A 17,720-nucleotide genomic window follows, 5' to 3' on the forward strand; every position below is an offset into this window, starting at 1 on the left:
AGTTTTAGGATAAGAGGTACGGAATCGATGAGAACGGCAAAGCGCATATTCGCAGAGTTCATGACGGTGGTCATGGTGCTCCAAGCATGCTCGCCCACGGTGGCTGCTGTGGCGGCAGGCTGGCAGAACATCTCGAACGAGATTGCTGCCGCATCTGCGAAGGCGTTGGATACTGCCGAGAGCGGCGAGACCAACGGCGATGTCACGATCGGGTCTGGGTCGAGTGATGCCGGCGCCGACAGCGACAGTGCTGGGGATGACGCGGTGAAGGATGACGCTGCAGCAGGCGATACCACCGATAGCGCCACTGGTTCCGATTCCACGGGCGACCAGACGGAAGGCGACGATGCCGCTGACGATGCCGCCGCTGACGACGCCGAGCAAGATGCCGATGATGCGACTTCGGAGGACGCTGATGCCCAGGCGGGTGCGACGATCACGGATTTGAATAAGCTCGTCGAGCTGCTCGAGAAGAACGGCGCGGAAAGCATCGTGCGCAAAGACGACGAGAGCGGAATCCGAAGCCTCGATGTCAAGTCGTCGGAGGCGTTCGCCGTCCTGTCTAACGCCGACGCTTCGCTTTACTATGATGCGCAGATCAAGGTTATCATCACGGGCGATGCGAAGCTCACCGAGTCGGCTAATAACGGCATGTCTTTCCAGGGTCTTGGCAGTGATGAATGTCCGTTTGAAGGCAGGATCTATAGGGACGTTGATAGTCCCGTCGAGCTTACGACTGATCGGACGGTTTTTAATAACCTCAAGCTGTCTGACCAAAACAAAACGGTCAGGATAAAGTGGGTAGGCGCGACTAGCTATAGCGCACCGATGGTCGCTTCGAAGGTCAGCGGTGCGGAAAACGGCGAAGAGAGCAAGACACTCATCGCGTCGGTTGACATCGTGGAACCCGTGAACGTTGATGTGAAGGATGCGACTTCCGCCTTGACGGCACCCCTCCTGGGTGCGACGACGGGCGACCTTGCTGCGAACGTTACCTATAGCCTCACCGATTCTCGAAAGAATCTCAACGCGAATGCGACGGGCAACATTGGCTTGATTGCCAACACGGTCGAGAGCGGGAGCTTGACGGTTGAGTCCGTCACGTTCCCCAACGATCTGACCTCAGGCGGAGCCGTCAAAACGAGCTCTGGCAACGCTGGCCTGCTCGTAGGCGAAGTCAAGGACGGTGCGACCCTGAGCATTGGCACTCTGGCAAACGTTCCCACCGCCACCGTCCAGTCTACGAACGGCTCCGCCGGTGGCGTTGTAGGACTCGTTGGCTCGAGCACGGGTGCCATGGTCAACGTCGCGAAAGCTCTCGACCTACACGCGCTCACCGTCAAGGGCACAACTGCCAGCGGCGGTTTTATTGGTAAAGCGACCGTGCTCACACTGGGCGCGGATAATAAGCAGATTGGGTGTCCTCTAAATATTGGCGACGAGAACAGCGCTTGCTCTGGTGGCGTTATCGGCGACGTGAGCTTTGCGCAAGGATTTGCCGTTACGTCCAATATGTTCGACCTGGGCGACCTTGTGACTCTTGGTGCGTCGCAGCGCGCCGGCGCTCTTTTTGGCATGGCCGATATCTCTAATGGAGACATCGTGGTGCAAGGCGGGACGTATAAGAGCAAACTCGCCTTACCAGAAGATGTTAGTGTCAACGGCAGCTACGGCGGCCTTGTCGGCAAGGTGTTCGCGACGAAAACGGACGACGACGGCGCTTTGCGCGCCTTTGTTGTTGAAAAGGATGCAGATAATAAGAATACGTGCTCAATTGAGGTTGACCTTGCGAGCAAGTTGTCCGACGCAGGCGGCGTTGTTGGCTATGTTGGCGATAGCGCAAATCCTAACTCGCAGCCCGTTGCCGTTGTCTTCAACGGCGTGACGGTTGCGTGCAAGGGAGATGCTTCGGCGCGAACGGGTACCGGAAAGTTCGGTGGCGCCGTGGGCGTTGTCGATACGCGCAATGTCCTTGACGTGCGAGATTTCAAACTTACAAGCGACAATCCTATCGGTAAGGCGCAAAGCAACCGTGCCGCGGGAATTGCGGGATCCGCGTGGAATGCTGTAATCAAATTCAGCGGCATCACGGATCTGTCGGGCGCAAGTTTTGCCGAGAACGCCACGACGGGTCAGCTCGTATACGAGAACCACAACGCGCTGATCTTCGCTGCCGGCAATGGCTCTAATGGTGATCTGGGAGACAAGGGCGCTGCGGTCTGGACCTTCAAGCGTAGCAACTCAGCCTCAAAGACGGACGACATCGCGACCTACGGTGAAGTTGTTCGTCTGGGCGGCGACTTCATTAAGCTTGATGTGGACACTCATAAGTTGACCTTGCCGGATTCGCTGACGGCAGCTAACGGTGCCTACGCCCTAACCACAGCTGAGGATTTCGCCAAGCTTGCGATTACCTGGCAAACCAACGGCTACTACTCGATGGTTGACGGCGTTACCGAAAACAACCTTAACGGCTTGCAGTCCTCGACCATTACGGTGAACGGCACTATTGATCTCAAGGGCACGGGCCTGACGGGTTTCACGCAGGATCGTGCAGACGGCTCGCAAGTTTTCTCGGGAACGTTGAACGGTGGCGGCACAATCAATCTTGCCGTCGGCGAGGCGTACGGCAAGCGTGGTGAAGACGTGCTCGACGGCAATAACACGAGCAACGGCAACGGCAAAATCTACCGCCACGGCCGCTTGGGCTTGTTCGCGGCCGTCAACGGTGCAACCATCTCCAACGTCACAATCGCTGGCTCCATGAAGTTCGATAACGGTTCGGCTATCGATGCCGGGTCGCTTGCGTGTGCCATCGTCGGCAACCTGTCATTGTCTGGCGTAACGTGCAAAACGAATATCGCGTGCGATGATACGTTTGCCAATGACGTGAACATTGGCGGTATTGCGGGCAGCGTGCTGGCGGCTTCTACGGTTGCGTTTAAGGATAACAGCAAGGCTCAAGCGACCATCGCTGCAACTAAAACGCTTAACGGCAATAGTCGCATTGGCGGCGCCATTGGTTATGCGGGCGATTATGGCTCGTCATTCAATGTTGCGGGCCTCGAAGTCGCCGGATCAATCGAAACTGGCGATTGCGCCGGCGGCAAGATTGCCCAAGTCGGTGGTCTTATCGGCTGCATCGCACAGAGTACCTACAATGCAGGGACAATAGCCAACTCAGCTGATAAGTACGTGAACATTTCGGGCCTTTCGTTCAATTCATTCGAAATGAAAGTCGGCAGGAACGGCGATAAGCTCAATGGCACGGGTGGTTTCTTGGGTTATAGCTGGGGCAACGCGGTCGTAACTATCGGAGATGAGAGCATTAACAAGAATGAAAACTCTTATGCTCTGAAAACGACCAACGCTTCTATAACCGCGACTGCGGATGATTCCAAGGAACTCGGTGGTCTTGTATACGCCGCGAGCGGCCACTGGATTATCAACAACTATGCCATCGATCTCTCGGGCACAACCATTAATGCGGGCGCCGCTCAGACGCTCGGCGTTCTAGTTTGCCGCGGCTGCAAGGTGGATGATAAGACGACATATGGCGTCGAGAGCTACCTAGGCCTGTACTTGGAGGACAGGGCTTATTGGGATACCGCCTATAGGGTGCCCACCGGCGAGGGGGCCATCGTTGCGTCGGGCGTAACGTCCTTCGATGAATGGGTTGGCAGCGGTGTAAAACCAAACAACGGCAGCAAGCTCATGGACGCCGACTGGAACACGGTCGTTTCGCTACACACACAGAAAAACAAGCTGGACATGGACGGCGATTCCACAAAAGACAACAGCTACCATAATCGCTCGTCTTTCGGTCGAAGCCAGAATACGAACGGCAATACCCGCTACTTCTACAACCTCGACATAGTCTCTAAGAATTGTGAAGGCGGCTTTAGTGGCAGTCAAATCGATACAGCGGAAAAGCTGCTCTTATGGTCTGCTTACCGTTATGCTCCCGAAGGTATTCGTTCGACAATCGTTCCCAATGGCACGACAGGGCTCGATGATTCCATAACCATAACGGGTACAATCGATTTGGCCGGCTACAGCTATTATCCAACTCAGCCGAGCGGAGAGGTGACGGTTGAGAATGCGACCATTACCTTCTGTTACTCCAAGATCAAGGCCGAGCAGAATGGCAACAAGCTAAATTCCGATGCTACCCAGCACGAGAACATGCACTGCGGTCTTTTTCGAACGGTGGCAAACGGCGATCTCACAGTAAAAAACGTCACTTTGCGTGGTACTGTTGGGCCCGTTATTAATGACGGAAAGAGCTCTGAAGACACTGATGGAGCAAGCGGAAGCTCTTCGGGCGCGCTCGTGTGCCGCTACGTGTATGGGTCCAGCGACGGCAATGGCACCAAGATTAGAAAGATCTCAATTGATGGTCTTACGCTCAACAATCTGATTGTCGACGGCGCCAACAGCGCCACGGATGCTAACGCCTATATGCCTCTGCTCATCAACGAGATGCAGAAGTACGTGAGCCTGAACGCGAAGAATATCAAGACTACTGGGTACACGAGTGACACCAAGGCGGCTACGTCGCTGTTCGGAAAGCTTGGTGTAGGCAGTGAGGCCGATCAGGTGACGGCAAAGTTTGAGCAAATCAGCTTGCCCAGCCAAAAGAACAAAACGATCTTCACCCATGCGAGCCTGCTGGAGAGTTTTGGCTACGGAAGCACGAGCACGGGCTCTGCGGACTACACCTTTACTAAGGCCGATGCCGATGCCGATGCAGGCAAGGTGACATACGGATCTGAGATTGATGGGAGTACGGAGTACCCGGGCAAGCAGCTTTGGTATTACGACGAAGCGACGTATGGTGCCGTGAGCGGCTATGTGACGGTTGATGGTAAGAAGGACGGTGACGTCAGGCCTTGGTTTGGTGGCTATCTTCCTTATGTTTATAAGGGAAAGGCCACCGAGAGCGGCGTCCAATATCATGAAATTAAAGTCAACCAGCGCATTCCAAAGCTGGTAGAGGGATGCGGCACATATGGCGATCCGTATGCCGTTAAGGACGCGACTGAGATGAACGCCATCGCCAACTACATCAACAACCAAACTGCGCTCGACGGTTGGGAGGTCACCATTGCCGTCAACCAGAGTACGCTCTGTACTCGCCGCAGCGACAATAAAACCGACAATGAGGTTACGTACGTCTATAAGCAGGCGAAAGACACTGGGAAGAAGTGGGAAAAGAAGACCGGCGACACCACTGATCCTTCGGCCACACTTTCCGACGAGATGATGCACCGCTATATCCAAAGCGCGTACTACAGTATTGAACCTACCGGGGGTAATACGATCACCCTCGACGGCGCATCGTTTGGCGGTTTTGGCAACAAAGCCAACCCGTTCCGTGGCGTCATCGTTGGCAACCCTAAAGGTGATAAAAAGGCAACCATCAAGATAGAGAATAACGAGGGTTCGCTTCGCGGCCTTATTCCCTATAGTTACGGCAGCGTGGTGCGCGATCTGAATATTCGCTATGTGAACGCGTCGGCGACTATTACTTATTCTGCCAAGGATGCCGACGGTGTTCCGACGTCGTTCTTCGGTGGCGTTATCGGCTGCATCCTTGGCGGCGATAACATTATCGACGGTGTGGCCGTGAATGGGACAACGCCCGATAACTCCACAACCGGCTTTACGGTTGCTGGTGGCGGAACTAAGCCACATCTTGTTCCCATCGGCGGTTACGTTGGTGCCATTGCGGGCGGCGGTGTGATCTTCCGCAATATGTCAGGGACGTCTTGGCGCGCTGGAACCAGCGACAAGTCTCAGGGTCTTGGAACGGGCAACTTCCGGCAGTACGACAATCCCTACGTTGGTCGTGTGATTGATGGCTATGCCTTTAGCGAGGGCTGCAAAGTCGAAAACGGTAACGCTAACTACAAGATCAACGAGCTCACAAACAAGGGAGCTGCCTGCGTCACTACCACGGGCACCGACAACAAGTATATCGGCACTGATGCCGAGGCACCCGTGACCACGGTGGAAAACGCCCAGGGCCTTTTGGTGCTCTCGGCCATCATTAGCTCGGGTGCGGGTGCTGGAGCGGCACATACTGACTACGCTAATTATGGCGTGTTCCGCGGCTCCAAGGCGTACTGGGGCAGCGATAAGCAGGACCCGGCGATAAACGGCTACCTGTTTGGCAACAAGGAATATGGTAAGGTGCGAAATGCCAGCTACGACTGCGTGGGCAAGCCTGCGAGCGCTTCCGGCGATTTCGAAACCGCCAAAAACGATGACCAGAAGGCCCCGGGCAAACAGGGGTGGCACGGCCCGCTCAACCATGATGACGATGTAAATTCGCCCTACCTGGTGGCGTCCTACGCTGCCGACTACCAAACGGGCTACGTGTGCGCGTCGAAATCGATCGGCATGAGCCTGGAGTTCAAGGAAAATGCCACCTATGATATGACTGGCTACGGCACGGGATACGTGGGTCTCAGCGGCCGTTACTATTCCAATGCTTGCAGCTCGAACGAGGCGTCCACCGATCGCGACCGCATCACGCCGCACGTGGCAACGATCGACGGCAACGGGGCCACCATCACGGTGGGCACCAAAGATGCCACTTACGGCGTCGTCGAATATGCCGATGACGACTATAAGGTCTCGGGCGTGGGCGGCCTATTCAGCACCGTGATGTTCACCTCAACCAATGTGGGGCAGAGCGTCACCGCGAATGACGGCGCTCAGGTCAAAGACCTCACCTTTAGTAACTGCAACGTATCGCTCACGTACAAAGACGCCAACGGTAGCATTGCCTCGGGACCGGCATCGAACGACCTCATCGGCACCGGCCTTTTGGCGGGCGCAACGGCCAACTACGACGGCAACACGCGTGGCGTCTACCGCAACGTACAGATGAAGAACTGCACCGTGTTGGGCGCAAAGAGCGTAGGAGGGCTTCTTGGCAGCTCGGGCCGTACCAGCCGAAGGACGGATAACGACGTGACCTATATGGTCAATTTCGGCTCCGGCACGCAGGCGCCCGCGAATCTCTGTGACTGCTCATACACTGGCCTTAGCGTCACGGGCGAGAAGTACGTTGGCGGCTATGTGGGTGCGATCGCCTCGCCGTGCGGCGTGTGGACAACCGCGGCCACAGGGGTATACGAGAAGACTATTGGCAAAAACTCGACCATAACCGCCACGGGTACAACACCCTACGTGGGCGGCGTGTTCGGTTATACCTCCAGTAACGTATCGGTGAACACCAAAATTGGCATCACGGAAGCCGTCGCATCGAGCACGGCAGTCATCTCTGGGGTAAATGTACTCGCCACCGGGTCGAACACCGATAAGTACATGGGCGCCGGCGGTGTGGTCGGAAGCGCCTATAGAGGCGTTATTTCTATAAGCAACGTGCGCATTGATGCCGGAGGCGATGCCAAGAGCGCCATCATCGGCGATGCCACCGGAACGAACAATAGCATCCGTAATGCGGGCGGCTTGATTGGCGAGGTCACGAGCAGTGGCAGCCCCAACACGTACTGGTTTGAGGACTGTAGCGTCGAGAATATCAACATTGCCGGCACCGACCAATGCTCGGGCGGACTTATCGGCTACTACTTCAGCAATGTGAACATAGCCTGCAACAATATCGCGATTGAGAGCGCCACGATCAAGGGCAGGTGGAGCGGCGGTCTACTTGGCGCGATTAACAGCGGTGCCGACGTCATCAACGTCACCAACACAAAGGTATCTAACACAACGTTTGGCGGAACCTCCAACGGCGGCATTGCGGGCGACGGACGCGGCCAGTTCCATCTGGTAAACGTGCTCATGGACAGCAATACCTACAAATTGGGCTCTAAGCAGGGCGTGCTCTTAGGCGAGGTTGACACAAACGGCTATAGCCTCTCCGCAGCGGGCGTGAACGTAAAGCTCGGCAACGGCAAGACCACGCGTGATCTGCCGCCGATGGTTTACACGACCAATGCGGCCGCCGTAAACATGAAGTCGTATATCGCGTTTGGTGACTATAACGACACACTGGAAGCACCTGACAAGGGGATCACGCTCTACGGCGCGGACAATACCGCCACCACGGCAGCGAGCCCGTATGTGACCACGAGCCCCGTAAGCACGCTGGCGGCGCGTGCCTCCGACAACGACACCACCGATCGCTACCTGTTTGGCGACGGCGCCACCATCGACACCGCGGCGACCGTCCAGAGCGAGGCAGGCACCGGTGTTGCCGATCGCTACACCTACACGAATATCGGCGGCATTAATGACAACGGCGCCTATCAAAATAAGTCGAGCTACGATGCCTCATCCGTGGCCAGTAAGTTCAATTCGAATAATGATACAAGCAGCAACCAAGCCACAGCGGATTTCCCCGTTTTGGTGATCTCTGGCAACGACAACACGACGGTCAAGAGCTATCTAAACATCGTCACGAACGGCGGCTTCTCCGATGCCTGCAGATTGAATAACGAGAATGGCACCAATCCGCACGTGACGGCCAAAGCAGAGGTTTTCCAACTCAAGGACGGTGTGTTCGTTAAAGACGGTGACGCGTCGAACAATCCCACGCTTCGCGTAGTGAACAATGGCAAGAACAATATGTCGTTTAGCCCAAGCTCCGATTGGGACAACGGCAAAGGTCGCTTTACGCTCCTGACCGTTACCTTTACCGAGGCGGGTCAGAGCTACAACGTTCAGGTGCCGATCATCGTTAAGCGCAAGCTCGAGATCGATTTCACTGCAACGTATGATTACGGCACTCAATTTAAAGAAAAAGACTACGCTAACCTTGGAAAAGATGCACACGTGCTTACGAGCTTTGGCGAGCCGATGACGGGTCTGCTTACCTGGACATACAATTCTGCCAATGGGAAGGAAGTCGACTTTGGCTGGGACAGCTATATGGCTGCTGGCGGCTCGATGAAGGGGCTCGGCAAGAGTATCCTCTTCAATGGTGCCGACGGAAGGTTGCCCCAGGGCACCCAGCTTACGCTCATCGATGCGAACGTTGATGGCAAGGCCGGTGGCAGAGAGTATCACTATACGGTGGGCGAAGGCGGAGCAACGAGCGTTTCCCTGAGCGGAAACGACGGCTTTAAGGATTCTGCGGGCAATCCATATCAGGAGCGATGGCTGAGCGAGATCTTGGGTGTGTCGGCCACGCAGGATGGCGCCGGCACATGGACCGTGTGTGATAACGAGGCAGAGGCGACCGCTAAAGCGAAACTCGATGGCAAGTGGACGCTGTTTAAGGTTGCGGGTGCTGACGTTCCCAGCAACAGTCGCTATACGCTAAAGGTACCCAAGGAGAAGGATACCGGCAGAGAGAAGCGTGCATCGGAGAGCGTCTACCTAGTTGTCAACGTGCCCAAGTCGGGCGACGGCGTGACGCAAGCTAGTATCAACGGTTTTACGGCTTCGTCTATTGACTCGAATTCTTCGGGTGGCCGCATATCTTGGAATTTGCATCACGTCTTGCGCACCGGTGGCGAAGATAATCAAAACAGTACGGCATCGACATACAGCATCTTGTCCAATTATGAGCAGAGTGTAGTCGACAATATAAATGCGGCGCGCATTCCGGTTTCGAAGTCGGAGGACGGTGCCGCCTACGTGCTTTCTCTTGACGTCAAAGATACGGTTACGTTTAGCCCGAGCCAATACTATACAGAGAGTGACCATCTGTTCTATCAGCTCGATACATCGCTGTGTCGCTATGGCGCCAACAACAACCTAATGGGAGTAAGTAGTTTCCCGAGCGGAACCTCGGCAATTGCGAAGTTTTATGTTGCCATCGGCGGTCAGAACTACAGGTGGAATGGCGGCGATTGGGAGCCGTGTGACGCTTCGACGCCTGCGTTCACGCAGACCGTGACGGATACAGGCGATGATTCGCTGAAGCTCAAGCTCGATTATGACCTCGCCGGAATCCGCAAGATCGCAACGGACGGATCCTTTACCGTGAGTACGGTGGTGGAAAAGATTCGCCTTACGCCGGACGGCTGCAACAAGGTTATCTCCCTGTCCAAGCAGTCTGGCGAGGACGCCTGTACCAAGATGTCCTATACCGCCAAGCTTTCGACGCGCGATTCTGGTCTTGCCACCTCGAGCCTGACGATGACGAAGCGCGGTAACGTTGGATACTATCGCATGGACACGGGTGATACGACCATTACGCTATCGGCGCCTGAGAAGTCGCAGCTTGGCATTAACGTGGACGACCTGCGTCCGATCGCGAATGGCACGATTGGTCTGGGTGCCACGTATGAACTGGGTGGACTCAGCAACGCCGCCGAGGCAATTGCGAACGCAGACTCTGTTGTGTACACGCTCGAGCTGCAGCGCCGCGGAACCGACGGCACGTATGAGAGTGTAACGGATGATATCTCCAACTACGTAACAGTGACGGAGAGTAAGCTTGCCGCGGTCGCTCCCTCCGGTAGCACGATCACCTTCACTGACTCGAAGGAGAATGGCAAGTTCAAAACGCAGAACGGTGACACTACGTTTAGCCTGCCCTTTACCGTTAAGGTCAACACGCAGGTTGAACAGCGTGAGCAGTTCTACGCGAACTATCGATTGGTAATGAGAGCGAGCCTGGTTAAGGGTGACGTGGCGAGCGCAAAGCCTCAATCGCCCGACTATGTGACCTATACGCTCACGAGGGTGAACCTCAACGGCATCGACCACTAGTTCCGAAGCCAACTAGCTTCGCAAAGGGGGCGGCAACCACCCGGTTGCCGCCCCCCTTTCTAGTCTGCGCGATCCCAGTCTTGGACTCCGCTGGACGGTTAGTTCAGATACGTATAATTCCAGACCGCAGCAGGCGCATCCGGCGCTCGTTTTGGGGAAGAAAGGGGCTCAAAACTAGGGTTCGGTAGCTATCTGGGATCGATTTGCGTGCAATGAGTCGCCAAAGAACCCTCTCCGGGGACCATAGCGCAGCTTTATCAGCATAGAAAAATACGTATCTGAACTAACTGTCCAGCCGCCGTTGGAGAAAGGTGTTTTAGCTCTCCCGACCCCTCCACCAAGCTTTCCAACTTTCCATTTAACTTAACACCTAAGGTGGAAAGCTGGGTAGAAAGCTGGAAAGTTAAGTAGAAAGCTGGAAAGTAAGCGGAAGACTGACATGCTAGCTCAGAGGCTGAGGGGTTAATAATTATGAAAACCATACCAAGCGAAACAAAAAGATATCAATCTGGTTGGTAAAACACCATCAATGAGCTGCGGGCTAACTAGCTGCGTAAATTAAACGTAAAGAAATGTCGCAAATAAATAGCAAATGCCCAGATGACGCCGTTGCTATTTTCAATTAACTGCTACGCGCGAACAGCAAAATGCTACTATCTAACATGCACGTAAGAAAGCAGTTTAACGGTTAAGGCTAAGAAGTGGCAGGTATGTCAGAAGCAACAAGGGCTCGCACGCATGCGCCCGAGGTCAGGCAGCGCGCCGTCGAGATCCTCCAAGAGGGGGTCGGTCATCGCGCCCTCGCCGCGGAGCTTGGCATTCCCCAGGCAACGGCTCGTCAGTGGGCCCGCGCATACGCCGTGGGCGGTGCCGACGCCGTGCTCAACGCCGGTTCGCATCATCGCACCTATTCGTACGAAGTTAAGCTCGCCGTGGTTAAGGACCGCTTGGAAAACGGCCTGACGGTTCGCGAGGCCATGATCAAGCGTAAGATCCCCAGCGAGTCTTCGGTCAAGGCTTGGTGCCGCCAGTATCGCGAGAGCGGTGAGTCCGCGCTGGTCGATAAGCCGCGCGGTCGCAAGCCGCGCGTTAAAAAGGCGGAATAGCGAATGGGATGGTGCGCCCACGGGGGCGCATTTTTCTTGCCGCCCCTCTACTCCAATGCGGACAGACTCCTTACCCCGTACGCCTAAAACTCCCCAGTTGACCGAAAACCCGCCGCCGCTACTCCTCAATTGAGCTATAACGTTAAACAATTGCAGCGTTTTAGCATGGGGGAGTGATGGTATGACGCTACTGTATTTCCTTACCCTGTTTCCGCTGGTACCGGCGCTGGGCATGCTGCTTGCGCGCGGTGACCGAGCCCGTGACGCGGTAGGGCTTGTAGGCTCTGGCATCATTATGGCGGTGACAGTTGTAGTCGCCGTCATGTTTTTTGGCACGGGCCCGCAGAGCTTCGAGGTGGAACCCGGCACCTCGCACGTGCTCTCCATCATCAGCTCCGTCATCGACGTCATCCTGTGCGCCGTCATCCTGTACAACGCGTACAAATATAGGAACGCGCTCACCACGGTGCTCGGCATAGTCCAGCTGGTGGGCTCGCTCGCCTTTGCAGCCATGACGCTGCCCGCGGCCGAAGCCGTCACGGCAACGCCACTCTACCTGGACTACATGAGCGTGATCATGGTCCTCGCCGTCGGCATCGTCGGCAGTCTAATCTGCGTGTATGCCCTGGGCTACATGAAGGACTTCCAGGCGCACGACGAGCACGAGGCCGCACTGCGCGGCCAGACGGCGCCCGACCGTCGCCCGCAGTTCCTGGCGCTTATGTTCCTGTTCCTCTCGGCCATGTTCGTCATCGTGACGAGCGACAACCTTGAGTGGCTGTTCTGCGGCTGGGAAATCACCACCGTGTGCTCGTTCCTTATGATTGGCTACACGCGCACGCCCGAGGCCATCAAGAACGCCTTCACCCAGATCATCCTCAACATGCTGGGCGGTATCGCGTTTTTGGCCGGACTCATGTTCCTGCACGTCAACGGCATGCCGCTGACCATCTCGGGCATGATCGAGCTTTCCGGCGCCGGAATCGCGCAATCCGCGCTGCTGGTCATGCCGGTCATCCTGTTGTCGCTCGCCGCACTCACCAAGGCCGCACAGATGCCGTTCCACACTTGGCTGTTGGGTGCCATGGTTGCCCCCACTCCCACGAGCGCCCTGCTGCACTCGTCAACCATGGTCAAAGCCGGCGTGTTTTTGATGGTCAAGCTGAGCCCACTCTATGCCATCTATCCCGTGACCGGCTTTATGGTCACGAGTGTGGGTGCCATCACGTTTTTGCTCGCTGCCCTCATGGCCATCTCGCAGAGTAATGCCAAACGCGTGCTCGCGTACTCCACCATCTCCAACTTGGGCCTCATCAGCGCCTGCTTGGGTGTCGGCGCGCCCGAGGCCGTGTGGGCGGCCATCTTCCTAATCCTGTTCCACACGGTGGCCAAGTCGCTGCTGTTCCTGTGCGTGGGCACGGCCGAGCATCATATCGGCAGCCGCGATATCGAGGACATGGACGGTATGTTCAGCCGCATGCCGCACCTGACGCGCCTGATGATGCTGGGTATCATGGGCATGTTTGTGGCGCCGTTTGGCATGCTCGTGTCCAAGTGGGGCGCCCTGGTGGCGTTTGCGCAGACCGGCAACGTGCTCATGATCATGGTGCTCGCCTTTGGCTCGGCCGCGACGTTTTACTTCTGGGGCAAGTGGCTGGCCAAGCTTTCGGGCGTCGATCCCACGGCTCAAAACGTTGAAGTCAATGTCCATAAGACCGAGTGGGCGGCGCTCAACACCATCGCCGCGCTGCTGATTCTGTGCTGCGTGGCGTTCCCGGTTATCTCGAGCGGTCTGGTGTCGCCTTACTTGGCTATGGTGTTTGGCCGCGTGCCGCACGTTATTGGCAAGGATGCCATGTATCTGATGGTGGTTATCGTGGCGTTTATCGCCGTGGTGTTGCTGACTTCATTCCGTGTGAGCAACAAACCGCACGTAAACGTATATCTTTCGGGCGTGGGAACCGACAAATATCGCCATTTCCGCGGCTCGATGGGACACGAGGTGAAGGCCGAAAAGCGCAATTGGTACTCGGAGGATGCCCTTGGCGAGAAGCGTATCGGCCCCGCGGGTAGCGTCGTGTGCTGCAGCATCATCCTGTTTGCGCTGCTGTGCTGCGCGTGGATTGGGCCCGAGCGGCTTGCCATGAGTGCGCCCTCGGTGCTGCGCGGTAAGTATTTCGAGGGCTCGGGCGTCGTGGGCATCTTTATTGGTACCGTGGCGTTTGCCTTGCTGGCGCCTTTGGTTGGTGGCCTGATCGACGGCGTTGACCGCAAGCTTTCGGCTCGCATGCAGGGCCGTGTGGGCCCGCGCCTGCTGCAACCGTTCTACGACGTTGCCAAGCTGCTGCGCAAGGCCCCCGCCAGCGTAAACACCATGGACGATACCTACATGGCGTGCGCGCTCATCTTTACCGTCGTGGGCGGCGGCATCTTTGTGTCGGGCTCCAATACGCTGCTGTGCGCCTTTATGGTTACGCTCGCCGCGATCTTTGTGGTGCTGGCGTCCGCTTCGACGCAAAGCCCGTTTGCCCAGGTCGGTGCCGACCGCGAGCTGCTGCAGGTTATGAGTTACGAGCCCGCCGTTTTGCTGATGAGTGTGGGCCTGTACCTTGCCACCGACAGCTTCGACTCCATCGCCGTGACGGGGCAGTCGGCCCCCATCATCGTGTACAGCGCGCCCATTTTCCTCGCACTGCTCGCGGTGCTTACCATCAAGCTGCGCAAGTCGCCGTTTGACCTTTCGTACTCACATCACGCGCATCAGGAGATTGTCCAGGGCGTCGCCACCGAGATGAGCGGCGGCACGCTGGCCAAGATGACCCTTATGCACTGGTGCGAGACCGTGCTGTTTTTGATGTGGGTGGGCATGTTCTTTGTCTGGGACAACCCGGTGAGCTGGGTCGTAGCCCTGGTCGTGATGGTCGCGACGTATTTTGTCGAGGTGCTGATCGATAACACCTTTGCCCGCAGTACCTGGCGCAGCTGCTTTAAGCTCGGTTGGGGCGTGGCGCTGGTGTTTGGCCTGCTCAACCTTATGCCCATCCTCGTCGACGTGTTTATTTAGGAGGCGGCATCCATGGATCATAAAATGTCGCGCTCGCCGTGGGTTATTCATTACGACGGCTCGAGCTGCAACGGATGCGATATCGAGGTGCTGGCCTCGCTCACGCCGCTGTTCGATGCGGAGCGCTTTGGCGTGGTCAATACCGGCAACCCCAAGCATGCGGACATCTTTTTGGTGACGGGCTCGGTCAACGCTCAGAACTTGCCCGTCGTGCGCCAGATTTACAACCAGATGCTCGAGCCCAAGTGCGTGGTGGCCTGCGGCATCTGCGCGTGCTCGGGCGGCGTGTTCCGCGATGCCTACAACGTGATCGGCGGCGTGGACCGCGCGATTCCCGTGGACGTGTACGCGCCCGGATGCGCCATTCGCCCCGAGACCGTGATCGATGCCATCGTGGAGGCGTGCGGCATCCTGGACCAGAAGGAGGCCGTGATGCGTGCTGGCGGCGATCCACTTACCGTGGGCGGTGCCGCTACCTGGGACGGCGGCGTTGAGCTGGGCGAGGACGGGTTTGTGGCTGCGGGGGCCGGGGCTGACGGTGCCGGTGACGCGCCTGCCGGGAAGCCTGCTGCGCCCGCCGCTGGCGACGCACCTGCTGAGACGCCCGCCGCTGCAAAGGAGGCCGAGTAATGCAAGAGGCAATCTATACCACCGTTGGGATCGACGAGCTCCTGTCGCATGTCCAGGCGCTCAAGGGCGCCGGTGCCCGCTTTGTGCAAATGCACGCCGAGCGCAACGTCGACGACGGCACGTATCGCTTGGTCTATACGTTTATCAACGTTCATGCTGCTCAGGAGCATATTGCGCAGGACGGTAGCTATGCGATCGAGAACCTGGTGGTTGAGGGAATTGATCGGCACCAGGAGATTCCGTCCATCAGCTCGTACTGTCCGGCGGTATTCCCGTTTGAAAACGAAGCGCACGACCTATTCGGTCTTGCCATCACCGATATGCAGATCGACTTTAAGGGCTTTTTCTACCAGGTCTCGACTGCCGAGCCCATGAGCGTTATCACGCCCGAGGTGAAGGCTGCGCGAGAGAAAGCCATGAAGGTCCGTGCCGCTGCCGAGGCCAAGGCGCGCAAGGCCGCGGCCGAGAAGGCCGCCGCTGCTGCGGCTGCTGCAGGGGAGGGCGCTGCCAGCGCCGGCGATGCCGCGGGCGCCGCTGCTCAGCCCGCTGCGGCTGCCGGCTCCGATGCTCAGCACGATGAAGCTGCCGCCAAGGCCGCGCTCAAGGCTGCCGAGATGGAGGCAAAGCTCGCCGCCATGGATCCCGAGAAAGCGGCCAAGGTCCGCGCGGCGCTTGCCGCCAAGGCCGCCCGCGACAAGCAGAAAAAGGAGGCGTAAAGTCCATGGCACATCGCTCCGTTATTCCGTTTGGCCCGCAGCACCCGGTGCTGCCCGAGCCGCTTCATCTGGACCTGGTGATCGAGGACGACCGCGTCATCGAGGCAATTCCGCAGATCGGCTTTGTGCACCGCGGACTCGAGAAGCTCACCGAAAAGCGCGATATGCACCAGTTTGGCTATATCGCCGAGCGCATCTGCGGCATCTGCGCCGTGGGCCATAGTTGCGGCTATGCCAGCGCCTGCGAGCGCATGCTCGACATCGAGGTACCCGGCCGCGTGCAGTATATCCGCACCATTTTGCACGAGCTTTCGCGTATTCACTCGCACCTGCTGTGGCTGGGCCTGCTCGCCGATGCCTTTGGCTTCGAGGCGTTGTTCTATCGTTCGTGGACGCTGCGCGAGCAGATTCTCAAGATCTTTGAGAGCACGTGCGGTGGTCGCGTGATTCTGTCGATCAACGAGATCGGCGGCCTTAAGCACGACATTGAGGACTCCGAGCTGGCCGGCATTGTCCAGACGCTCGACGCCATGCGCGCCGACTACGAGGCCCTGGTGCATACGTTTTTGGACGACGACAGCTGTGGCGAGCGTCTGCATGGCGTGGGCGTGATCAGCAAGAAAGACGCGCTGGAGCTTTCGATGGTCGGTCCGTTTGGGCGCGCCTCGGGCGTGGATTACGACGTGCGCATGTTTGGCGACGGCGCCTATGCGGATCTGGCCGCGTTTGAGCCCATCGTGGCGACCGACGGCGACTGCTATGCCCGCTGCCAGGTGCGTTGCGCTGAGGTCACGCAGGCCATGGATATCATCAAGGAGCTTGCCGGTAAGATTCCACACGACGGCATCGGCGGGCGCACCAAGCTTACGCCGGCCGACGGCGCGCGCGGCGAGGTTGTGATTGAACAGCCGCGCGGCGAGGCGTACTACTATGTACGCGGCAACGGCACCAAGAACCTGGACCGTTTCCGCGTGCGAACGCCGACGTCGCAAAACCTGGCGGGTCTGACACATGCGCTGCAGGGCGTGCTCCTTGCCAACGTGCCCATGATTATCCTGACCATCGACCCCTGCATTAGCTGCACGGAAAGGTAGGCGCGGCATGAGTTTGCTGACATTTGCCAAGACGGCCTTGGGCTCTATGGTCAAGCAGCCGGTTACGGTGTGCTATCCGCAGGAGGGGCTGACGGCACCAGAGCGCCTGCGCGGACATATCGTCAATGACATGGATGTGTGCATCTGCTGCGGCATGTGCGCGCGTCGCTGCCCGGCGGGCGCGCTCGCGGTCGATCGCAAGGGCGGTACCTGGTTGATTGACCCGTACGCCTGCGTGGTGTGCGGCGAGTGCATCGAAAGCTGCCCCAAGCACTGCCTGACTATGGACACCGCCCGTACTCCGGTTGCGGCGGATAAGACTCCCACGGTAGAAACCAAGCCGGAGTAGCGCTGGAATGGGGCTGGTATAGCGCTGGAATAGGGGCCGGCGGGGCAAAAATGCCCCCCCGGCCCC

7 protein-coding genes are annotated in these 17,720 nt (G+C 57.6%); all 7 read left to right on the plus strand.

Annotation, left to right across the window (positions count from 1 at the left end; genetic code table 11):
* Positions 1 to 27: 27 nt before the first annotated feature.
* On the plus strand, positions 28 to 10,695 hold the full coding sequence (locus tag DW850_RS03065) for a hypothetical protein (protein ID WP_117786202.1): 10,668 nt from the start codon (positions 28 to 30) through the stop codon (positions 10,693 to 10,695).
* Between the two features lie 710 nt (positions 10,696 to 11,405).
* Complete coding sequence (locus tag DW850_RS03070) at positions 11,406 to 11,801, plus strand: helix-turn-helix domain-containing protein (RefSeq protein WP_117786203.1); 396 nt, start codon at positions 11,406 to 11,408, stop codon at positions 11,799 to 11,801.
* A gap of 181 nt (positions 11,802 to 11,982) precedes the next feature.
* Positions 11,983 to 14,865, plus strand: coding sequence for a proton-conducting transporter membrane subunit (locus DW850_RS03075; RefSeq protein WP_117786204.1), 2,883 nt, complete (start codon positions 11,983 to 11,985; stop codon positions 14,863 to 14,865).
* Positions 14,866 to 14,877: 12 nt separating this feature from the next.
* Complete coding sequence (locus tag DW850_RS03080; RefSeq protein ID WP_117786205.1) at positions 14,878 to 15,495, plus strand: NADH-quinone oxidoreductase subunit B family protein; 618 nt, start codon at positions 14,878 to 14,880, stop codon at positions 15,493 to 15,495.
* Positions 15,495 to 16,211: an NADH-quinone oxidoreductase subunit C gene (locus DW850_RS03085; RefSeq protein WP_117786206.1), complete on the plus strand. Its 717-nt coding sequence runs from the start codon at positions 15,495 to 15,497 to the stop codon at positions 16,209 to 16,211. Before DW850_RS03080 ends, DW850_RS03085 begins: the two co-directional genes overlap by 1 nt.
* 5 nt (positions 16,212 to 16,216) lie before the next feature.
* Positions 16,217 to 17,305, plus strand: coding sequence for a nickel-dependent hydrogenase large subunit (locus DW850_RS03090; protein ID WP_117786207.1), 1,089 nt, complete (start codon positions 16,217 to 16,219; stop codon positions 17,303 to 17,305).
* A 7-nt stretch (positions 17,306 to 17,312) separates the two neighbouring features.
* Entirely contained in the window at positions 17,313 to 17,654 is a 342-nt protein-coding gene (locus DW850_RS03095) for a 4Fe-4S dicluster domain-containing protein (RefSeq protein WP_117769766.1), read from the plus strand.
* The last annotated feature ends 66 nt before the right edge of the window (positions 17,655 to 17,720 follow it).

This window comes from Collinsella sp. AM36-4AA (assembly GCF_003467795.1).
Taxonomy (GTDB): domain Bacteria; phylum Actinomycetota; class Coriobacteriia; order Coriobacteriales; family Coriobacteriaceae; genus Collinsella.